The organism is Sulfitobacter sp. JL08, assembly GCF_003352045.1.
Classification (GTDB): domain Bacteria; phylum Pseudomonadota; class Alphaproteobacteria; order Rhodobacterales; family Rhodobacteraceae; genus JL08.
The window spans coordinates 3,460,912-3,480,901 of record NZ_CP025815.1 but is presented as its reverse complement, the minus strand read 5'-3'; the positions used below and the strand labels follow the sequence as shown (position 1 = coordinate 3,480,901).

Here is a 19,990-nt window from a genome sequence, read left to right as displayed (position 1 = left end):
CATGCGTTGACCAGATGCGTATAAGCCGAACCACCACTGACCTTCGCTCACCTCAATTGACCGTGAGAGCCCTTTCTCAGGCATATGCCACTTTGGTGTGCATGGGCTTTAGCGCATAGCCATGACCCAAGATTACCCTGTGAAGGTGGTCACAGGGAACGACAGGAAGGGACAAAGAATAGACATTTTGGGACACTGGCGATATCTTAAGTTTATGCCCCTTTCGTTTGCCTCACCCAAATCGTTGCTCCGCATCTCCACGGTCCATGGCTTGCCGGATGTGCTGCGTGACCTAGGAAAGGATCCATCAATCATCCTTAATGACTTGGGCTTTGAGAAAACTCTCTTTGACCATGCCGACAATCGCATAACACTCGCTGAGCGTGGCAGACTACTTGAGAGTTGTGCGAAGGCGGCGGGATGTCCACATTTTGGCCTATTGGTTGGTGAGAGGGATGGCCTTGACCAACTTGGAATAGTGGGCCTTCTGGCGCGGCATGCACCCGACGTCGGGACCGCACTGCGGCGACTGATCCGACACTTCCATCTCCAGGCGCAGGGAGTTGATATCGGCCTCGCTGTCGATGGTGGGCGGGCACTTTTCTCCTATGCAATCGCTGAAAAAGGCGTCGCCGGGATCGATCAGGCCGGCGATGGAGCCGTCGCGGCACAATTCAACATCATGCGCGAACTCTGCGGTCCAGATTTTAAGGCGCTTGCAGGGTGGTTTGTTCGCCCGCCGCCTAACAACAAAGAGCCCTACCGCGACTTCTTTCAAATAAGTTTGAAGTTTGATGCTCCAATGTATGGCCTGGAATTCTCATCAAGTTGGCTCACGCGCCGCCTGCCTTCGACGGATGAGGCGCTCGCGCAGCTTATCGCTGAGAAAGTATCAACGTTAGAGAAGCAGAAACCCGAAGATTTTCTGGAGAGCGTACGAAGATTGATACAGACTGCATTGGCCTTTAACCATGTGGATGCAAAGCATATTGCGTCAATGCTTGGTATGCACGTTCGAACCTATGCGCGCCGTTTGAGGGTTAACGGTACAAGCCATCAAGAGTTGCTGGATCAGACACGAATGGCCTTGGCATTTAGGTTGCTCGAACACTCAGCCAAAGATATCACCGAGATATCTGAATTGCTAGGATACTCTGAGGCTCGTGCCTTTATCCGAGCGTTCAAGCGCTGGACCGCGACCACGCCTGCACGGTGGCGAAGACACCAGGCAGCATAAATGGGCTGTGAAGCTTCGGATGAGTTTGACCAGGTTTTCAGAAGTGGAGATTCCTTGCTTGGGACAGCGTAGAACTTCGCTCGCGAGGGCAGGTGTGCAGTAGTCGCATCAGGCGGCTTAGTCCGCTGTGTGAATTTGTGCACAATGCGGCGAATGGTAGGTTTGAAATGCTCGGCGAGCGTATCAGCACGATGTATATCGACAAGCTTGACGGCAAGATCGGTGGCGATTTCTTCGACAAGATGGCGGGCCAATGGCGCGAGGAACAGCGGCGCTTGCAGCACGACATCGAACGTCACGAGGAGGCCGAGCAGTCCTACATGGACGAAGGCGTGCGGATTCTCGAACTCGCCCGCAATGCGCAAGCCCTGTTCGAACGGCAGCCCGCCCGCGAAAAGCGCCGCCTGCTCAACTTCGTACTTTCGAACTGCTCTTGGGAGAATGGTGAGGTGGTCGCCACCTTCCGTCAACCCTTTGATCTCTTGGCGGAAACTACGGCCACTGCCGACCGTTCAAGTGCGGGCAACGGCGTCAATTCATCGAAAAACGAGATTTGGCTGGGATGGTAGGATTCGAACCTACGATCTACTGTACCAAAAACAGTTGCCCTACCGCTAGGCCACATCCCAACACAGGTGGCTAATTACGCCCGAACATCTGGCAATTCAAGAGCACATTCGTAAAAATTTCGAAGTTACTCTTCCCGCGCGTCGAGTTTCAAAAGGTCTTCTGTATTCTGGTCGTTTCGTTCGTCGTTGATGATGTGTTCCAATTCGCCTTCCGCATCGGCTTTTACATTTTCAACAGTGATTTCCGGTTTTGCAGCAGGTGCCGTTGCCTCGGGTTTCGGGGCGGTTTTCGTGTCCTGGTCGAAATTGACAACACGATAGGTCGGTTCGGGCATTTCAATGCCGGCATTTTCAAAGGCGGTCAGGGCAACGCGCATGGCTTCTCCGCGCGCCAGGACAAAGCTGGTTTCGGTCTGGTCGATCCACGCGGCCAGTTGCAACACAACGGTACTGTCGCCGAGGTTTTCGACCCACACATTCGCCGCCGGTGTGTCCAGCACAAAGGGCAGCCCCTGTAAGGTATCCAGCGCTAGTTGCCGTGCCATGGACAGATCGGTGCCATAAGCCACACCCAGATCAAACACGAACCGGCGTTCGGGATTGCGCGAATAATTGACGATGCGGCTTTTGAAAACGGTCGCGTTCGGTATCCGGATGTGGTTGCCGTCAAAGGACAAAAGGATGGTCGCGCGACTGGTCAGGCGGATCACATTGCCGGTATCACCTTCGATTTCAACCGTGTCGTTGGGGCGAAACGGCTGGCGGATCGACAGCATGATCGATGCTATGAAGTTTTCGACAGTATCCTTGACGGCAAAGCCGATTGCCAGACCAACGATACCGGCGGCCCCCAATATGGTCGACAGCAATGCGCTTGCCCCGATGATATCAAGCGCGACCACCAGACCCGCCAGAACAAAGGCCAGCCGTACCAGTTGGCGATAGATATCAGCGATAAATGCGTTGGGCGCGATCCTTTCCCAAGGGCGTTTCAGGCGAGCAAGTGCAAATCCGAGGAAAACAACGGCGGCAAAGGCGATCAGGGCCACGCCGGCCAACGGCAGAAAGGCTACAAACTGGTTCAGCCGTGCCATAAAACGCTGTGCGGCCGGGTTCAGCCGTTCCACCACATCGGTGGTTTCAACGACTTCGTTTTCTATCGCCACAACACCCGCCACCCGGCCTGCGATCGTGTTCAGGCGCGTGGCGGTTTCGCCGTCCAGCGTTGTGCCGCGCAGGGTGACGATGCCGGACGATACGGTTACCGTGACGTTTTCAAACCCGTCGAGTTCCGCCAGAATTCCGCGAATGCGATTGGCAATTGCGGCGTCCTGCGTCGCGCTGTCTTCTACAGATATCGTGCCTTCGGGCTGGATCGTCGTTTGCGCAGACGCAACGCCAGAAAGGACAACAAACAACACTACCCAGAAGAAACGCATTTGAAATGCCCGTATCGGCGTCAGGAATGCAGTAAGCCTAGCGCAGGTATGCGGCAGTATAAACCGGTTCGATGGTGTCAAAGTGCTGTTTTGACAAGAACAGCCCCGGCGCGATGTCCGGCGGCCACCATATCATGAGCCTTGGCACAACCGGCCAGATCAAAGACTTGATCTATCGGACAGGTCAACGCGCCATCGGACAGGGCATCGCCCAGTCGCGCAATTGCAGCAGAACGCTGGGTATCTGTCAGGATGTAGATCAGCGCCATTTCCAAGGTAACGGCCTTGAACATCAGCGGATAGAAGGGAAGAGCGGGCTCCATCTTCTTGGCAGAGCCGTAACAGACTATGGTGCCGTTTTCGGCGATGACGGTCGCATCCAGTTCTGCGTTGACGCCAAATTCAACTTCGATGATGCGCTTTACCGGGCCCTTGGCGGCTTCCAGCACCTGATTGGCCAGATCGGGGGCGGTGTAATCCAGAACGGTATCGGCCCCGGCATCCAGAATCCGCTGGTGCGCGCGGGGGTGGGCCGTGGCGATCACATGGGCACCACCCCATTTTGCCAGCTGGACGGCCAGAAATCCGACGGTTCCGGCGCCGCCCTGTATCAGCAGGGTTTTTCCAGCGACGTCACCGCCACTGAATACGGTGTGGACCGCAGTCAATCCCGGAATGCCAAGGCACGCGCCGGTTTCAAAAGACACGTCATCGCCAAGCGGGACGGCCTGTTGCGCCGGCAAGGTGCAAAATTCGGCCGCTGTTCCGAAGGCGCGGCGCCACTGGGCGTTCCAGACCCAGACCCGACTGCCGATCCGGTCGCGGTTCACGCCTTCGCCTACGGCGCTGATGATGCCGGCACCGTCACTGTGCGGAATGATCATCGGATAAGGCAATTCGGTGACACCCGCACGCGCACCGGCGCGCGCCTTGACGTCGGACGGGTTGACCCCTGAAAACCGCATTTCAATCTGTACTTCGCCCGCGGCAGGAGGTTCGGCCGCCATGTCTTGCAGGTGCAACACGTCCTTTGCAGACCCAAAACGCGTGTAGGTGATTGCTTTCAATTGAACCTCCTTCAGGTCGGGTCACATCATCGGATTCGGCGCACACTAGCAATGCGCGAGTGAATTGCTAGTCTGTTGCCAGCAGAAAGGAACAGCCGATGCAAGCCTTGCGCACACCTGACGCGCGGTTAGATAACCTGTCCGATTATCCATTTGCGCCGCATTATGTTGATGTACCTGACCCTGATGGCGGCAGGTTGCGATTGCATTATCTGGATGAAGGATCATCGCTCGCAGCGCCTGTTCTGGCCCTGCACGGAGAGCCGACTTGGTCTTATCTTTACCGCCATATGATCCCGATCTGGGTGCAGGCCGGGCATCGGGTGATTGCGCCTGATCTGATCGGTTTTGGACGGTCCGACAAACCTGCGGATCGCAGCGATTATACATATCAGAGGCATGTCGACTGGATGTCCGCCTTTGTTCAGGGCCTGAACCTGACCGGCATCACGCTGGTCTGTCAGGAATGGGGCGGATTGATCGGTTTGCGCCTTGTGGCGGATATGCCGGACAGGTTCGCCCGCGTTGTCGCCGCCAATACCGCTTTGCCAACCGGAGATCACCCGATGAACAAGGCGTTCCTGAACTGGCGCGCGTATTCGCAGGACACCCCTGTGTTTCGCAGTGGCCGCATCGTTTCGGGCGGAACGCAATCGAAACTGACCAAGGCGGAAGAAGCGGCCTATGACGCGCCGTTTCCCGATGCCAGCTACCTCGCGGGTGCCCGCGAATTTCCGATGCTTGTGCCGTGCCGGCCGGACGATCCCGCGTCACAGCCAAACCGCGTGGCGTGGGAAGGGTTGCGCCAGTTTGACAAACCGTTCCTGACCGCATTCGGGGCGGATGACAGGGTTATGGCCGGTATTGAAAAGGTGTTTCAGAAAAAGGTGCCGGGCGCGCAAGGCCAGTCCCACGTGATTTTGCCGGATGCCGGCCATTTTCTGCAGGAAGACGTGGGGCCGGAACTTGCCTCGATCGTAAACCGCTTTATCAGCGGGTAAGGCGCTTAATCCCGGATCTCATCTGGTGCCACGCCCCAAAGCGCGTCTTTTTTGGCCCATCCTTTGAAGCCACCGGATGACAGGCGGCACCAGTCCGGGTTGCATTCGCCCAGCCGCGCCACCACACCCAGTTCAAGCGCGGCCGTAATCGGCGTCGTCTCATCCGGACGGCTGTGAAGGGTCAGCATATCCTTATCAATGATCACGGTGCGATTGCCCGACAGCAAAGAATAGTGAATCCACCCGCCAATTCCGTCACGATCCTGAACGCGACGCCAGTGACCGTATTCGGCTGTGATTTCCAGCGGCATATCACGGCGCGTAAACACCCAGTCGATCCGATGGCTGAGCGAAGGACCGCGCCGAACGTTGCCTTCTGCGGCTTTCATCGAAACAAACCGCGGCAGCGGCAGATTGGTAACGGGGCCTCTGACAGCCACGTCGCCAGATTGCGCCAGTGTTGCCGAAGCCGCGCCAAGACCAGTGACCAGACACAGCATCAACGCGATGGCACGACCCAAAGGCCTGCGCATGGTTATGCCGGAAAAAGTGCCTGAATTCATGTCTGACCGTCGATTTCTGTGCGAGGTTCTTGTGCCCCGTCTTTACATCGGCCACCATGCCACAAAGCGGGTGAACAAGGAAAGCCCGAGGAAGGATAATGATGCCAACAGAACGTCTGAGTGTTGTTGTGACGCGACGGTTGCCCGAAGCGGTAGAAACAAGATTGTCTGAACTGTTCAACGTGCGCCTGCGCAGCGATGATACACCGATGAGCAGGACAGAAATGATCGAGGCGCTGCAAAACGCGGATGTTCTCGTGCCCACGATCACCGATACCATCGACAATGCGTTGATCACGCAGGCGGGTGACCGGTTGAAACTGATCGCGAACTATGGCGCAGGGGTTGACCATATCGATGTGGCAACCGCGCGCCAGCGTGGCATTCTGGTGTCAAACACACCGGGTGTTCTGACCGATGACACCGCCGACATGACGATGGCGCTGATTCTGGCCGTCACGCGCCGCATTCCCGAAGGTCTGGCCCTGATGCAGTCCGGAGAATGGACGGGCTGGGCGCCAACGGCCCTTTTGGGCGGGCGCGTCGGTGGGAAACGGCTTGGTATTCTGGGAATGGGCCGCATCGGACAGGCCGTTGCAAGACGTGCGCGGGCCTTTGGCATGCAAATCCATTACCACAACCGCAAACGGTTGCGCCCCGAAGTCGAAGATGCGCTGGAAGCGACCTATTGGGACAGTCTGGATCAGATGGTGGCGCGCATGGACGTGATCAGTATCAATTGCCCGCACACGCCCAGCACCTTCCACCTGATGAATGCGCGGCGTCTGAAGCTTTTGAAACCCTCGGCTGTCATCGTCAACACGTCACGCGGCGAAGTGATTGATGAAAACGCGCTGACCCGCATGCTGCGCGCCGGTGAAATCGCGGGTGCCGGTCTTGATGTCTACGAACACGGAACCGAAATAAATCCCCGATTGCGCGAACTCAAGAACGTGGTGCTGTTGCCGCATATGGGGTCGGCCACGCGCGAAGGGCGCGCTGAAATGGGGGAAAAGGTTCTGATCAATATCAAAACCTTTGACGACGGACATCGCCCGCCCGATCAGGTCGTACCGTCCATGCTGTAGCAAACGCCCTGAACGAAAGGACGACCCGATGCGCCTCACTATGACGTTCCTTTGCCTTTTGCTTGCCAGCGCGGGATGGGCACAACAGACGGCCGATTCCGTGCAACCGGAAAGCAGTATTGCCGGTGTGTTCGAAACATCATCCGATGTTGTCCAGCGGGCGCTGGCTGCCAAGTCGTCGGGTGAACCGGTACAATCTGATGCGTGGATGGTGGCCGCTGCCAACCCTCTGGCGGTCGAGGCCGGCGCCCGTATCTTGCGCGCAGGTGGAAATGCCGCTGATGCAATGGTGGCGGTGCAAGCCGTTCTGGGTCTGGTTGAGCCGCAATCCTCGGGCCTTGGCGGTGGTGCGTTTCTGGTCTGGTATGATGCAGCCAGTGGCAAGCTGACAACGCTGGACGGGCGCGAAACCGCGCCTTTGGCGGCCACACCGACCCTGTTTCAGGATGATAAGGGTGAACCGCTCGGGTTTTTTGATGCGGTTGTGGGCGGCAGATCGGTCGGAACGCCGGGCACGCCTGCCTTGATGGCGCTTGCCCATCAGAAATGGGGCAGGTTGGATTGGGCGCAACTGCTGGCGGAAGCTACGGAACTTGCACGAAACGGATTTACCGTTTCGCCGCGCCTTGCCGGTCTGGTGGATCAGGATGCTGAACGCTTGTCGCGATTTGCGACAACTGCGGCCTATTTTCTGCCGGGTGGAACGCCGATTAAGGCGGGTGATGTTCTGAAAAACCCTGAATATGCCAATACCTTGCAAGCGTTGGCCAACGCAGGTGTGCTTGCCTTTTACAGCGGATCGCTTGCGGGTAGTATCGTCGATACCGTGCGGTCGGCCCCCGGCAACCCCGGTGTGTTGTCGACACTTGATCTTGCGGTTTACGCCGTCAAGGAACGCGAGGCCGTCTGCGCCCGATATCGGGTCTATCAGGTCTGCGGTATGGGCCCGCCTTCGTCCGGGGCGCTGACAGTAGGCCAGATACTGGGCATGCTGGAGCCGTTTGATCTGGCCGCGCTGGGGGCAAAGAACCCCGAAAGCTGGCGTCTGATCGGCGATGCATCTCGTTTGGCTTTTGCGGATCGGGGCCGCTTCATGGCCGACAGTGATTTTGTTCCCGTCCCGACCAACGGGCTTGTCGCACCGGGCTATCTGGCACAGCGCGCGAAACAGCTAGGCGGGCCGATGGCATTGACCGATGTGGGCCCCGGCAGCCCCGAATTCGATCATGCCCTGAACTGGGCCGATGATACATCAATCGAATTCCCGTCCACCTCGCATATTTCGATCGTGGACGGACAGGGCAATGTCCTGTCGATGACCACAACCATCGAAAATGCCTTTGGATCGCGGCTTATGGTTGGTGGGTTTCTTCTGAACAATGAATTGACCGATTTCTCGTTTCGCACCCATGTCGATGGTGTTCCGATTGCGAACCGGCTGGAGCCGGGAAAACGTCCGCGTTCCTCGATGGCGCCAACGATTGTTCTGAAAGATGGCAAACCGGTTCTGGCTGTCGGGTCACCGGGGGGAAGCCGGATCATTGGCTATGTTGCCAAAACGATTATTGCGCATCTGGATTGGGGACTGGATGTGCAACAGGCGGTCTCGTTGCCGCATGCGATAAACCGCTTCGGCACATTTGATCTGGAAGATAGCACCGACGCGGTCGCGCTTCAGGGCGCGTTGGAGAGCATCGGGTTTGACGTATCTGTGCGTGATCTCAATTCGGGATTACACGCGATTTCAATCGGCGATCAATTGACGGGCGGTGCCGACCCGCGCCGCGAAGGCATTGCGCTGGGCGAATGATCGCGGTTTAGGGGGAACGCATGGTTCAGGCGACAACATTACCGCGTAACGAAGATGGTATCAGCACGGCGCTGGGCATTCTGAAACAGCGCTTTGGCGAGCAGTTTCACACCAGTCAATCCATGCGCGAACAGCACGCGCACACAACGACATGGATCACAAACCAGTCCCCTGATGCGGTGGTCTTTCCCTCCAGCACGTCAGAGGTGGCGGGAATCATCGAAATCTGTGCGGCCCATAATGTGCCGGTGGTTCCCTTTGGAACGGGCACGTCTCTGGAAGGCCATGTGAATGCCCCGGCGGGGGGCATTTCTGTGGATGTCAGCAACATGAACCGCATTCTGGCGGTCAACGCCGAAGATCTGGATTGTGTGGTGCAACCCGGTGTCACGCGCGAACAACTGAACACTCATTTGCGCGATCAGGGCCTGTTTTTCCCGATTGATCCCGGTGCCAATGCTTCACTGGGCGGCATGGCGTCCACGCGCGCATCAGGCACAAATGCCGTGCGCTATGGCACGATGCGCGACAATGTCATGGCGCTTGAGGCGGTGATGGCCGATGCAACGGTGATCCGAACCGCAACGCGCGCCCGCAAATCTTCGGCCGGTTATGATCTGACGCGGTTGCTGGTCGGGTCCGAAGGCACATTGGGCCTGATTACGGAAATCACCCTGAAACTGCACGGCATCCCCGAAGCGATATCTTCGGCGCGCTGTTCCTTTCCAACGGTCGATGCGGCCTGTCAGGCGGTGATTGCGGTGATCCAGTGCGGCATTCCGGTGGCGCGGATCGAATTGCTGGATGCCCTGACGGTGCAGGCGGTGAACGCCTATTCAAACCTTGATCTGCCGCACACGCCACTGCTGCTGCTGGAGTTTCATGGCTCTGAGGCAAGCGTTGTCGAACAATCGCAAAGCTTTGGCGACATCGCGGAAGAGTTCGGCGCCAGCGATTATACCGCAACGCGCACGACGGAAGAACGCAACGCGCTCTGGCAGGCCCGCCATGATGCCTACTGGGCGACGTTGAAACTGCGTCCCGGCGCACAAGGCATTTCGACAGACGTTTGTGTGCCGATTTCACGGCTTGCCGAATGCGTGGATAAGGCACAATCCCGATTGGCTGAACTGGGCATTCTGGCCCCGATCGTCGGCCATGTCGGGGATGGCAATTTTCACTGTCTTTTGCTGATCGACCGCGACAATCCGGCAGAGGTGGCCAAGGCGGACGGATTTGTCGGCTGGCTGAATGATCTTGCCATTTCAATGGGCGGAACCTGTACGGGGGAGCATGGTATCGGACAGGGCAAGATACCCTATCTGGTCAAGGAACTGGGGCCGGCAACGCGTTACATGCAGGCGATCAAGACGGCGCTTGATCCGCAAGGGATCATGAACCCCGGCAAGATATTCGTGTCCGATTAAAAGCAGATATGTGCGTGAAAGCGCACAGGCTTCTTTTTGCCAAAAATACGGATACACACCAGTCGCCACGGGCAGCCGGCAAATTGCAAGGCGGTGACGCGGAATGCATTTTTGCGCGCGCAGGTCGGTTTCGCGCATTCATGGGTCGGGGGAACCGTGTGGTGCGGCAGGGCGGTTTGGCATTGTGGCGCCAACATACTCTTTAGGGAATCGCGGAATTATGAAAACGCAGGTCAAAGCATTGGTCGTCGGCGGCGGGGCCGTCGGGACATCTATTGCCTATCATCTGGCCAAGGCCGGTTGGGACGATGTCATGTTGCTGGAACGCGACGAGTTGACATCGGGATCAACATGGCATGCTGCGGGGTTGCTCCCGTTGTTCAACATGTCCTTTGCGACAACGCATATTCACAAGTATTCCGTGGACTTCTACAAATCGCTCGAGGCAGAAACAGGTCTGAACGCCGGGTTTGCGGTTGTCGGAAACCTTCGTATGGCGCAGACAGACGAACGCATGGACGAATACATGCTTTATGCGTCGACTGCTGAAACCTGTGATGTTCCCTATCAATGGCTGACCCCGGACGAGATCAAGGCGCGCTGGCCGCTGATCCGCACCGACGACCTCAAGGGCGCGCTTTATCATCACACGGACGGGTACATTAACCCCGCGGACGTGACGCAGGCGATGGCCAAGGGCGCGCGTCAGCGCGGCGTGATGATAGAACGCAAATGGCAGGCCGACGCGTTCCACTGGACCGGTACACATTGGGAAGTGACCTGTTCCAAGATGGTCGAAAAGGGTGGCAATCTGGTGGTGTCAGACGAACAGATCGTCATCACCGCCGAACATGTTGTCACCGCTAGCGGCAACCACGCACAGCGCACTGCCAAGATGCTGGGAATCCGGATGCCCGCCATTCCGGTCGAACACCAGTTCATCGTGATGGATCAGGATCCGGATCTGGTGAAGTACCGTGCCGAAGGTGGTGCGGAACATCCGGTTGTGCGGGATGCCGATGCGCAATCTTATGTGCGCGAGGAACGGGGCGGCTGGATTCTGGGCGTTTACGAAAAAAATGCGCCTGCCTGTTTCGAATATGGCGTGCCCGACAGTTTCCGCGCCGATCTGTTCCCGCTTGATCTGGAGCGGATCGAAAACCAGTACATGGCAATGATCCACCGCATACCGTCCTGCGAGGAAAGCGGACTGAAGGACGATTTCAACGGCCCGATCTGTTACACGCCGGATGGCAATCCGCTGGTCGGACCGGCACCGGGGCTGCGCAATATGTGGCTGGCCGAAGGATTTTCCTTCGGGATCACGGCGGCCGGTGGCACAGGCTATTATCTGGCGCAGATGATGGTGGATGGCGAGGCCGAGATCGATATGGCCGCGCTGGATCCCAAGCGTTATTCCAGCACCTGGATGACAACCGAATTTGCCGCGCGCAAAAACGAAGAATGCTACGATCACGTCTACATTCTGCACCATCCCGACGAAGAACGCCCCGCCTGCCGCCCGTTGCGCACATCGCCTGCCTATGACCGGCAAAAGGCGCGTGGCGCCCAGTTCGGATTTGTGAACGGGTGGGAGCGGCCAAATTATTTTGGCCCGCTGGATGCGCCGGAAAATTTCGATCACGATGCGCGTTCGTTCCGTCGCGGCGGCTGGTGGCAATATGCCGTGGACGAGGCCAAGGCGGTGCGCGAAGGGGTGGGCCTGATTGATGCCACCGCGTTCACCAAACATGTGGTAAAAGGGCCGGGCGCTACTGCGTTCTTGGACTGGTTCACCTGCAACAAACTGCCGCGTGTGGGCCGGATCAACCTGACCTATGCGCTGACGGCGGCGGGCACCACACGCACTGAATACACCATCGTGCGACTGAAAGAGCACGAGTATTATCTGGTGTCCGCGGGTGCATGGACAGAATATGACGCCGATTTCCTGCGCAAGGCCGCCGAGGACAAGGCGGACGCGTTCGGGTACATCGAAATTCAGGATGTGACCACGCAATGGGGTGTTTTCGCCATTGCCGGACCGAAATCGCGTGATGTTCTGGCCGAGGTAATCAAGGATGGCGATCCGGCCACGGCGCTGTCGAACAAGCGTTTCCCCTGGCTTTCGGCGCAACGGATCGAACTTGGTATGTGTCCGGTGAATGCAATCCGCGTGGCATATACCGGCGAACTGGGCTGGGAATTGCATCACCCGATCGAAATGCAGAACTATCTGTTCGATCTGCTTGAAAAGGCGGGCGAAAAACACGGTATGAAACTGGTCGGAGCACGGGCGCAAAACTGGTTGCGTCAGGAAAAATCTTACCGCGCCTTCGGCACCGAACTGGGCCGGGATGCGACCCCAATCGAAGCGGATCTGCCAAGATTTGTCGATCTGTCCAAGGACTTTCACGGCAAGGCCGCGATGGAAAAAATCGGCATCCGTTCGAAATGCGTGACCTTGCTGATCGACGGACCTGACGATGCAGACCCGTGGGGACGCGAGGCGCTGTACCACGGCGATACCCGTGTCGGGCGTTTGACGTCGGGCGGATATTCCGTGGCGTTCGAAAAATCCATCGGCATGGGCTATGTCCCGCCGGAACTGGCTGTGGCCGGCACCACGCTGAAGGTTAAAATGCTTGACCAGCTTTGGGACGCGACGATCACCGAAGACAGCCCTTATGATCCGTCAAACGCGACCATTCGCATCGACGGATAGCCGACCCGCCTAAGACGCCACAGGAATACGGCCCCGACTATTCATCGGGGCCGTTTCAACATCACGCCTTCAACGCGTCGTAACAGGCCAGCGCCTTGGCCGCGTACATCAGCGACGGGCCACCACCCATCTGGATGCTCATCGACAGCACATCGCTGATTTCTTCGCGGGTGGCCCCGGCTTTGACCAGCGCTTCGGTATGCAGGGTGATACAGGGTTCGCACCGGTCTGCGATGGAAATCCCCAAGGCGATGAATTCCTTGACCTTGTAGTCCAGAACACCTCCGTCCTTGGCCGCTTTGCCCAAGGCACCGAATGCCTTGGCGGTGTCAGGGATTGCGCCGTTCAGATTGCGCAGTTCGGTGCGAGTGTCGTCCAGTTTGTCTTGCCAGCTCATATCGTGATCCTGTTTGCCATTTGGTCAGGAAATGAATGCGCAAAACGGAATGTGATCGCCTTGATCTAAGTCACGCAGGGCGAACAAAAATCAGGGCAAGGTTGTTGGCAGGCATTTCGATGGCCGCGCGCAAGTCCAAACCTGCGGACTGGGCAAGATCGATCACATCGAAATCATCCTTGTAGCCGATATCCGGATCCTGAGAGACAAGGCTGTCATGAAATGACAGGTCACCCTGGCTGGTGAACTCTCCGGCGCGGGTGAATGGCCCGTAAACAAAGAACAAGCCTTGCGCGGCCAGGGCCTTTGCACTTTCACGGATCAGAATCTCTGTTTCCGCGTGACTGATCAGGTGAAGCAGATTGATCAAAAGGATCAGGGATGAACCGGCATGTTCTGCAGCCCATCCGGGGTGCGTGGCATCCAGACGTTGCGCGCGGCGCACGTTGGATACCTGCGCTTCTGCGATATAGGCATTGATGCTTGCGAGACGATCATCTGCGATATCGGTCGGTTGCCAGACAAGATCGGGCCGAACTGCCGCAAAGCGCAGAACATGCTGTCCGGTGCCGCTGGCGATTTCCAAAGCGCGGCCGTCTTTTGGCGCATAGATCCCGATCACGTCACATAATGCATCCGCATTGCGCAAAGCCGCCGGCGCTGACAATTTTTCGCCCAAGGCCGCGTGCGCAATGCTGGCCGTGTGCGGTGGCTTGCGTTCAGGCATCAGGAAAACCGTGCCGGCGACAGGGCGGCAACGGTCTGCGCATCCAGCACCGGTTGCACGCCTGTGACCAGATCGGCGACCAGTTGCGATGCCGCCGGTGCTGTCTGAAACCCGTATCCCCCTTGTGCTGCGCACCAGACGAAATCTGGTTGAACCGGATCGCGGCCCAGCACCAGTGTTCTGTCGGGGGCAAAACTGCGCAGTCCCGCCCAGTTGGTTTCAACCCGGGTGACCGGGGTTGTTACCATCTCTTCATAGCGGGCAAGACCTTCGGCCAGCACCATATCGTCGGCGTAGGCATCATGGGGTTCAACCGGGTCTTCGTCTGCGGGCGAGACAAGCAGTTTTCCGGCATCCGGCTTGGCGTACCATGTTTCACCTGCACCAAAGAACATGGGCCAGCCTGAAACATCATGCCCGCCGGGGGCCGGAAGGCGTGCCATGGAACGGCGATGGGGGGTGATCCCCAGCGGGGCAATGCCTGCCATCCTTGCAATCGTGTCGGCCCATGCGCCTGCCGCATTTACCAGAATGTCGGCGCGGTGCGTTTGTGTGTTTGTGGTAACGATCCATTTTCCGTTGGCGCGCGTGATCTGCGAGACCGTCTCGCCGGTCAGAACCTTTCCACCGGCCTGACGGACCGTGCGGGCAAAATCCTGTATCATCCTGTCTGTGTCCAGATCCCATGCCTCGGCGTGGTATCCGGCGCGCACAATCCTGTCCTTGTTCAGGATCGGCACAAGTTCGCATGTCTCGGACGGGGTCAGAACGTCCAGATCCAGCGCAACCCGATCCGCTTCAAACTGCGCATCATCGGCTTCCCGTGCCAGTATCAGCAACCCGCGCGGCGATATGTATCCCCCGTTTGCCGTTCTGTGATAATCCGCACTGGCGACGCTTAACGCGACGGTCGGGGGTAGGCCATAGTTGGCCTCGAACAGAGCCGCCGACCGGCCCGAGGCGTGATAGCCCAGCGCGCTTTCACCTTCCAGAACGGTCACGGTGCCATGTGGCGCAAGCCGCGCGGCGGCCGAAACACCGGCAATACCGCCCCCGATTACAATAATGTCGCTCATATCCTGCCTTCAGTGTACAGCGGTGGAACGGCAAATGGGTTGCATGGTCTTGGCGTTGCCGCAACCGTTAACGTTGTTTTTAGCGATCTGCGCCAGCAACGTCAGGTGCTTTCTGTGCGGCTTAGACGTTGAACTTGCAGGCCAAGGGGATATAGACAGCAGAACTTGGCCAGAAAGGCGAACTGCTCACATGACAATGCTAGGCACTTTTATCAAACCGATGCATCCGGAGGGCCGGAAATTCGTGGCTATCTTTGCCGCAATCACGGTTTTTCTGTTTCTGCTGACGCCGGTTCTGGGATGGATTGGTGTCTTGCTAACGGTGTGGTGCTACTATTTCTTTCGTGACCCCGCACGAACGACACCGGTACGCGACGGGTTGATCATCAGCCCGGCAGACGGTGTCGTATCCCTGATCGAACCCGCCGTACCCCCAGCTGAGTTGGGCATGCCAGACGCGCCGCTGACGCGTGTCAGTGTTTTCATGAACGTCTTCAACTGCCACGTTAACCGCGCGCCGATTGGCGGCCGGATCGTCGCGGTGGCCTATCGCCCGGGCAAGTTTCTCAATGCGTCGCTGGACAAGGCAAGCGCGGACAACGAACGCAATTCGCTGTGCATTGAACTTCAAGACGGGCGCCAGATTGCAGTGGTTCAGATTGCCGGACTGGTGGCGCGCCGGATTGTGTGTTTCGTGGACAAAGGGCGCGCGATTGATACGGGCGAAAGGTTTGGCCTTATCCGGTTTGGATCGCGCGTGGATGTGTATTTGCCGGATGGTGTGGCCCCGATGGTCAGCGTCGGGCAAAGCATGGTTGCGGGTGAAACGGTTCTGGCGGATCTGGCGTCAACCGAAACAGCGCGCACCGCGCGGACGGGGTGAAGCATGTCTTTTGAAGGACCGCCCACTAAAACCGAAATGCCGATCGTTCAACTGCTACCCAATCTGGTGACGCTTGCAGCGATTTGCGCCGGGCTTACCGCCATCCGGTTCGGGTTTCAGGGCCAGTTTTCGACGGCCGTCCTGTTGATCCTTGCGGCTTGCGTACTGGATGGTATCGACGGGCGTCTGGCCCGTCTGCTGAATTGCGAAAGCCCCATGGGCGCCGAGCTAGACTCGCTTGCCGACTTTCTGAATTTCGGGGTGGCGACCCCCATTCTGATATATCTGTTTACCTTACAGGATATGCCAAAGGCGGGTTGGTTTGCCGTGCTGCTGTTTTCGGTCTGCTGCGTGATCCGTCTGGCGCGGTTCAATGTTGGCAAAAAGACAGACATTGATGCCAAGAACGGCAAATACTTTGTCGGGGTGCCGGCACCGGCGGGCGCGATGCTGATCCTGTTGCCGCTTTTCCTGTCGTTTCTGGATGATGACGGCGCGCATCTGCCCAACGAGGTGATATTCGTCTGGATGGCCACTGTCGGTTTGCTGATGATCAGCCGCATCCCGACCTATTCGTTCAAATTCATGACCGTATCGCGGGAAAACGTGAAGTATTTCCTGCTTGGCTTTGCCTGTGTTGTTGCGGCCCTGCTGAATTATCTGTGGCTTACCCTTTCAATTGTTGCTGCGGCTTATTTCGTCAGCGTCTTGTGGGCATGGCTTTCATCATGGCGCCGCGCCGCAGATTAGGCGCGCCAATAAAAAAGGCCCCGTTTCGCAACGGGGCCTTTTCTGCAAAGCGTTTGGTATCCCGGATTAGTTCGGGATGTCGCCTTCGATCCCTTCAACATAGAAGTTCATGCCAGCCAGTGTGCCATCATCGGCCACTTCGCCTTCGGCCAGCCAGTCGGAGCCGTCCTGTTTCTTGATCGGGCCTGTGAACGGATGGTATGACCCGTCCGCAATAGCGGCCTTCATTGCCAGCGCTTCGGCTTTCACGTCTGCGGGTACTGCATCGGAAATCTCGCCGATACCAACCATGCCCGGGCCAATACCGTCCCATGTGTCCATGCTTTCCCATGTCCCGTCCATCACGGCCTTGGTGCGCGCGATGTAGTAAGGTGCCCAATCATCGATAATGGATGAAACACGCGGGAACGGGGCATATTCGCCCATGTCCGAAGCCTGACCAAAGGTCACTACGTTGCCGGCTGCCTGCGCCGCTGCCTGAGGGGCTGTTGAATCCGTGTGTTGCAAGACCACGTCGGCGCCCTGTTCAATCAAAACCTTGGCCGCATCCGCCTCTTTTGCCGGATCAAACCAAGTGTAGGCCCAGATGATCTTGAATTCGACGTCAGGGTTTACCTTCTTGGCGTGGATATAGGCGCTGTTGATACCGCGGATCACTTCGGGGATCGGATAGGAGCCGATATAACCGATGATATTCGATTTGGTCATCTTTCCGGCAATGTGGCCCTGAATGGCACGGCCTTCGTAGAACCGCGCGGAATATGTGGAAACGTTGTCCGCGCGTTTGTAACCGGTCGCATGTTCGAATTTCACGTCCGGAAATTTCTTGGCCACGTTGATCGTCGGGTCCATGTATCCGAACGAGGTTGTGAAAATCAGATCGGCGCCGTCCAGTGCCATTTGCGTCATCACCCGCTCGGCATCCGGGCCTTCAGGAACACTTTCGACAAATACGGTTTCAACCGCATCGCCGAATTCTTCTTCGACAGCCAAACGGCCCTTATTGTGTTCATATGTCCAGCCGCCATCGCCGACGGGCCCGACAAAGACGAAACCGACCTTGGTCTTGTCTTGCGCCATTGCGCCGGTGGCCAGACCCAGCGCGACAACGGCACCGGTCAGGAGTTTTGTGAGTTTCATTTAGACTTCCCCATTTTGTAAGTTGGCCCCATGAACCGGGGCATCGTTGTGCCCCTAGTGTGAGGCGTGGAAATTACGGCCAAGCGAGGCAGGTGCGCTGCTTTTGTCCGCGGAAAGGATCACCAGAACCAGAATGGTTATCAGATACGGTGACATTGCCAGATATTCGACAGGAATGGCAACGCCTGCCGCCTGAAGATTCAGCTGAACCACGGTGACACCGCCAAACAAATAGGCACCCAGCAACGCCCGCCACGGTTTCCAGCTTGCAAACACCACCAGCGCAAGCGCAATCCAACCCACACCGGCCGTCATGCCCTCTGTCCACTGTGGCACCCGGATCAGGCTGATGTAAGCGCCGCCAAGGCCCGCGCAGGCGCCGCCAAACATGATCGCCATGAAACGGATGCGCACCACCTTGTATCCAAGTGCATGCGCGGCATCATGGCTTTCGCCGACCGCGCGCAGGATCAGACCGGCGCGGGTGAACTTCAGCATGGCCCACACGACAGCCGTCAGGGCGATGCCGAAATACAGGATCGGATCATGACCAAAAAGGATAGGGCCGATCACGGGCAGATCGCTGATCACCGGGATATCCAGACGTGCCGTGGGCGGCGGTTTGACACCGACATAGCCCTGACCCAAAAGCGCGGACAGGCCAAGCCCGAACAGTGTAAGCGCCAGCCCTGACGCCACCTGATTGGCCAGCGCCACTTGCGTCAACAGCGCAAACAGAACAGACAGTAGCGCGCCGCCGATTGCCGCGGCGAAGAACCCCAGTATCGGTGATCCGGTTTCAACCGCGATGGCAAAACCGCTGATGGCTCCGACGATCATCATGCCTTCGACACCCAGATTAAGCACACCGGATTTTTCGACAACCAGCTCGCCGATGGCGGCCAGCAGGATAGGCGTTGCCGCGACCATAAGGGATGCGATCAGAAGAACAGGATTGATGGCTGACAGGTCCATTAGGCAACCTCCCCTTGGCGCAACCGGATGCGGTAATTTGTCAGAAGATCAAAGGCCAGCAGGAAAAACAAAAGCATCCCCTGAAAGACCTGAATGGCGGCGGCGGGCAGTTGCAGATTGGATTGTGCGATCTCGCCGCCGATATAGGTAAGCGCCATCAGCAATCCGGCCAGCAAAATGCCCACCGGATGCAGCCGGCCCAGAAAGGCCACGATGATCGCGGTAAAACCGTACCCTGCGTTAAAGTCGATGCTGACCACACCGGATGGGCCCGACACTTCGAACAATCCCGCCAACCCGGCCAGCGCGCCGGATGCGCCCAGACAGAACAGGATCAGGCGCGCCGGGTTCACGCCGCCAAACCGTGCGGCGCGCGGCGCCTGACCTGTCAGTTTGATCTGAAACCCAAGCATGTGCCGGTTCAGCAGCACATAGGCGAAAATCACCGCGATAAAGGCCGCGACAACCCCCCAGTGCATACCGGACCCTGCGATAATCTCGGCATTATGCGCACTTTCATATTGTTGCAGGTTGCGACTGCCCGGAAAGCCGAACCCTTCGGGATTTTTCAGCAATCCCAAAGACATCGATGCCAGCAACTGTTCGGCCACATAAACCAGCATCAGAGAGACCAGAATTTCATTGGTGCCGAATTTCACCTTCAGAATCGCCGGAATCATTGCCCAGGCCCATCCGCCAAACGCACCACCAATCACCATCAGGGGAAAGATGTACCAGGCTTCCAGCGGATAAAAGGCAAGGCCCACGCCCGCGCCGACCAGAGCGCCGATAATGTATTGGCCTTCTGCACCGATGTTCCAAATGCCGGCGCGAAATCCCAGTGACAATCCGATGGCAATCAGGATCAGGGGCGCACCCTTGATCAGCAATTGCGGACGGTAGAAAAACGCGAATTCCCCAAACAGCGGATCCCAGAATATCGTTCGAATGGCGATAAACGGATTGTTCCCCAGCGCCCAGAACAGCAGGCCGCCAAACACCATGGTTGCCAGCACCGCCACGAGGGGCGTCGCCATCGACCATGCACGCGATGGCAGCGGGCGTTTAACAAGATGGATCATCGGGCACCTCCGGTGCTTCTTCTGTTCAGAAATA

The 19,990-nt window shown here is 57.7% G+C and carries 18 protein-coding genes and 1 tRNA gene; 9 read left to right on the top strand and 10 right to left on the bottom strand.

Annotated elements, in window-relative coordinates; all coding sequences use genetic code 11:
- The first annotated feature begins 121 nt into the window (after positions 1 to 121).
- Positions 122 to 1,237 carry an AraC family transcriptional regulator gene (locus C1J05_RS17150; RefSeq protein WP_114871314.1) on the top strand — a complete coding sequence of 372 codons (1,116 nt, stop codon included), beginning with the start codon at positions 122 to 124 and terminating at the stop codon, positions 1,235 to 1,237.
- Positions 1,238 to 1,404: 167 nt separating this feature from the next.
- On the top strand, positions 1,405 to 1,806 hold the full coding sequence (locus tag C1J05_RS17145) for a hypothetical protein (protein WP_205388983.1): 402 nt from the start codon (positions 1,405 to 1,407) through the stop codon (positions 1,804 to 1,806).
- Here C1J05_RS17145 and C1J05_RS17140 read toward each other — a convergent pair.
- The 3 genes from C1J05_RS17140 to C1J05_RS17130 form a co-directional block, all read right to left on the bottom strand.
- A tRNA-Gln gene (locus C1J05_RS17140) sits at positions 1,792 to 1,866 on the bottom strand. The genes C1J05_RS17145 and C1J05_RS17140 overlap by 15 nt on opposite strands.
- Before the next feature lie 65 nt (positions 1,867 to 1,931).
- Entirely contained in the window at positions 1,932 to 3,245 is a 1,314-nt protein-coding gene (locus C1J05_RS17135) for a mechanosensitive ion channel family protein (protein WP_114871313.1), read from the bottom strand.
- Positions 3,246 to 3,322: 77 nt separating this feature from the next.
- Positions 3,323 to 4,312 (bottom strand): NADPH:quinone reductase, encoded by a 990-nt coding sequence (locus C1J05_RS17130; RefSeq protein ID WP_114871312.1) that lies wholly within the window; start codon positions 4,310 to 4,312, stop codon positions 3,323 to 3,325.
- 98 nt (positions 4,313 to 4,410) lie between these two features.
- On the opposite strand from C1J05_RS17130, the gene C1J05_RS17125 reads away from it, so the two are divergent.
- Positions 4,411 to 5,313 (top strand): haloalkane dehalogenase, encoded by a 903-nt coding sequence (locus tag C1J05_RS17125; RefSeq protein WP_114871311.1) that lies wholly within the window; start codon positions 4,411 to 4,413, stop codon positions 5,311 to 5,313.
- A gap of 5 nt (positions 5,314 to 5,318) precedes the next feature.
- On the opposite strand, the gene C1J05_RS17120 is transcribed toward C1J05_RS17125, so the two are convergent.
- Positions 5,319 to 5,876, bottom strand: a complete 558-nt coding sequence (locus C1J05_RS17120; RefSeq protein WP_254684635.1) for an SH3 domain-containing protein — start codon at positions 5,874 to 5,876, stop codon at positions 5,319 to 5,321.
- A 101-nt stretch (positions 5,877 to 5,977) separates the two neighbouring features.
- Here C1J05_RS17120 and C1J05_RS17115 point away from each other — a divergent pair, with 101 nt between their 5' ends.
- The 4 genes from C1J05_RS17115 to C1J05_RS17095 all read left to right on the top strand — a co-directional run bounded on the left by C1J05_RS17115 (position 5,978) and on the right by C1J05_RS17095 (position 12,926).
- Positions 5,978 to 6,964 carry a 2-hydroxyacid dehydrogenase gene (locus C1J05_RS17115; protein WP_114872409.1) on the top strand — a complete coding sequence of 329 codons (987 nt, stop codon included), beginning with the start codon at positions 5,978 to 5,980 and terminating at the stop codon, positions 6,962 to 6,964.
- Between the two features lie 28 nt (positions 6,965 to 6,992).
- On the top strand, positions 6,993 to 8,774 hold the full coding sequence (gene ggt / locus C1J05_RS17110) for a gamma-glutamyltransferase (protein ID WP_114871310.1): 1,782 nt from the start codon (positions 6,993 to 6,995) through the stop codon (positions 8,772 to 8,774).
- A 20-nt stretch (positions 8,775 to 8,794) separates the two neighbouring features.
- A complete protein-coding gene (locus C1J05_RS17105; protein WP_114871309.1) occupies positions 8,795 to 10,201 on the top strand; it encodes an FAD-binding oxidoreductase in 1,407 nt (468 codons plus the stop codon).
- Positions 10,202 to 10,421: 220 nt separating this feature from the next.
- Positions 10,422 to 12,926 (top strand): GcvT family protein, encoded by a 2,505-nt coding sequence (locus C1J05_RS17095; RefSeq protein ID WP_114871307.1) that lies wholly within the window; start codon positions 10,422 to 10,424, stop codon positions 12,924 to 12,926.
- A gap of 61 nt (positions 12,927 to 12,987) precedes the next feature.
- Here C1J05_RS17095 and C1J05_RS17090 read toward each other — a convergent pair whose 3' ends face one another.
- The 3 genes from C1J05_RS17090 to C1J05_RS17080 form a co-directional block, all read right to left on the bottom strand.
- On the bottom strand, positions 12,988 to 13,323 hold the full coding sequence (locus C1J05_RS17090; RefSeq protein WP_114871306.1) for a carboxymuconolactone decarboxylase family protein: 336 nt from the start codon (positions 13,321 to 13,323) through the stop codon (positions 12,988 to 12,990).
- A 70-nt stretch (positions 13,324 to 13,393) separates the two neighbouring features.
- The gene (locus C1J05_RS17085) at positions 13,394 to 14,050 is read right to left on the bottom strand and encodes a DUF938 domain-containing protein (protein ID WP_114871305.1); all 657 of its coding nucleotides are present in this window, start codon (positions 14,048 to 14,050) and stop codon (positions 13,394 to 13,396) included.
- The gene (locus C1J05_RS17080) at positions 14,050 to 15,126 is read right to left on the bottom strand and encodes an NAD(P)/FAD-dependent oxidoreductase (protein WP_114871304.1); all 1,077 of its coding nucleotides are present in this window, start codon (positions 15,124 to 15,126) and stop codon (positions 14,050 to 14,052) included. The genes C1J05_RS17085 and C1J05_RS17080 overlap by 1 nt, the downstream gene beginning before the upstream one ends.
- A 190-nt stretch (positions 15,127 to 15,316) precedes the next feature.
- Here C1J05_RS17080 and C1J05_RS17075 point away from each other — a divergent pair, with 190 nt between their 5' ends.
- Complete coding sequence (locus C1J05_RS17075) at positions 15,317 to 16,009, top strand: phosphatidylserine decarboxylase (protein ID WP_114871303.1); 693 nt, start codon at positions 15,317 to 15,319, stop codon at positions 16,007 to 16,009.
- A 3-nt stretch (positions 16,010 to 16,012) separates the two neighbouring features.
- Positions 16,013 to 16,759, top strand: a complete 747-nt coding sequence (gene pssA, locus C1J05_RS17070) for a CDP-diacylglycerol--serine O-phosphatidyltransferase (protein ID WP_114871302.1) — start codon at positions 16,013 to 16,015, stop codon at positions 16,757 to 16,759.
- A 66-nt stretch (positions 16,760 to 16,825) separates the two neighbouring features.
- Here the strand turns inward: pssA and C1J05_RS17065 are convergent, their stop codons facing one another.
- The 3 genes from C1J05_RS17065 to C1J05_RS17055 are packed head-to-tail and all read right to left on the bottom strand — an operon-like array spanning position 16,826 to position 19,956.
- Positions 16,826 to 17,899: a BMP family ABC transporter substrate-binding protein gene (locus C1J05_RS17065; RefSeq protein WP_114871301.1), complete on the bottom strand. Its 1,074-nt coding sequence runs from the start codon at positions 17,897 to 17,899 to the stop codon at positions 16,826 to 16,828.
- Positions 17,900 to 17,953: 54 nt separating this feature from the next.
- Positions 17,954 to 18,874 carry an ABC transporter permease gene (locus C1J05_RS17060; protein WP_114871300.1) on the bottom strand — a complete coding sequence of 307 codons (921 nt, stop codon included), beginning with the start codon at positions 18,872 to 18,874 and terminating at the stop codon, positions 17,954 to 17,956.
- Entirely contained in the window at positions 18,874 to 19,956 is a 1,083-nt protein-coding gene (locus tag C1J05_RS17055; RefSeq protein WP_114871299.1) for an ABC transporter permease, read from the bottom strand. The genes C1J05_RS17060 and C1J05_RS17055 overlap by 1 nt, the downstream gene beginning before the upstream one ends.
- Positions 19,957 to 19,990 lie beyond the last annotated feature (34 nt).

Bases quoted from the DNA above. Each gene is read 5' to 3' on its own strand.
- C1J05_RS17150 (WP_114871314.1), top strand. From the start codon at position 122: ATGACCCAAGATTACCCTGTGAAGGTGGTCACAGGGAACGACAGGAAG.
- C1J05_RS17095 (WP_114871307.1), top strand. From the start codon at position 10,422: ATGAAAACGCAGGTCAAAGCATTGGTCGTCGGCGGCGGGGCCGTCGGG.
- C1J05_RS17145 (WP_205388983.1), top strand. From the start codon at position 1,405: ATGCTCGGCGAGCGTATCAGCACGATGTATATCGACAAGCTTGACGGC.
- C1J05_RS17125 (WP_114871311.1), top strand. From the start codon at position 4,411: ATGCAAGCCTTGCGCACACCTGACGCGCGGTTAGATAACCTGTCCGAT.
- C1J05_RS17055 (WP_114871299.1), bottom strand. From the start codon at position 19,956: ATGATCCATCTTGTTAAACGCCCGCTGCCATCGCGTGCATGGTCGATG.
- C1J05_RS17115 (WP_114872409.1), top strand. From the start codon at position 5,978: ATGCCAACAGAACGTCTGAGTGTTGTTGTGACGCGACGGTTGCCCGAA.
- C1J05_RS17135 (WP_114871313.1), bottom strand. From the start codon at position 3,245: ATGCGTTTCTTCTGGGTAGTGTTGTTTGTTGTCCTTTCTGGCGTTGCG.
- C1J05_RS17060 (WP_114871300.1), bottom strand. From the start codon at position 18,874: ATGGACCTGTCAGCCATCAATCCTGTTCTTCTGATCGCATCCCTTATG.
- C1J05_RS17090 (WP_114871306.1), bottom strand. From the start codon at position 13,323: ATGAGCTGGCAAGACAAACTGGACGACACTCGCACCGAACTGCGCAAT.
- pssA (WP_114871302.1), top strand. From the start codon at position 16,013: ATGTCTTTTGAAGGACCGCCCACTAAAACCGAAATGCCGATCGTTCAA.
- C1J05_RS17105 (WP_114871309.1), top strand. From the start codon at position 8,795: ATGGTTCAGGCGACAACATTACCGCGTAACGAAGATGGTATCAGCACG.
- C1J05_RS17085 (WP_114871305.1), bottom strand. From the start codon at position 14,050: ATGCCTGAACGCAAGCCACCGCACACGGCCAGCATTGCGCACGCGGCC.
- C1J05_RS17080 (WP_114871304.1), bottom strand. From the start codon at position 15,126: ATGAGCGACATTATTGTAATCGGGGGCGGTATTGCCGGTGTTTCGGCC.
- C1J05_RS17065 (WP_114871301.1), bottom strand. From the start codon at position 17,899: ATGAAACTCACAAAACTCCTGACCGGTGCCGTTGTCGCGCTGGGTCTG.
- ggt (WP_114871310.1), top strand. From the start codon at position 6,993: ATGCGCCTCACTATGACGTTCCTTTGCCTTTTGCTTGCCAGCGCGGGA.
- C1J05_RS17075 (WP_114871303.1), top strand. From the start codon at position 15,317: ATGACAATGCTAGGCACTTTTATCAAACCGATGCATCCGGAGGGCCGG.
- C1J05_RS17120 (WP_254684635.1), bottom strand. From the start codon at position 5,876: ATGAATTCAGGCACTTTTTCCGGCATAACCATGCGCAGGCCTTTGGGT.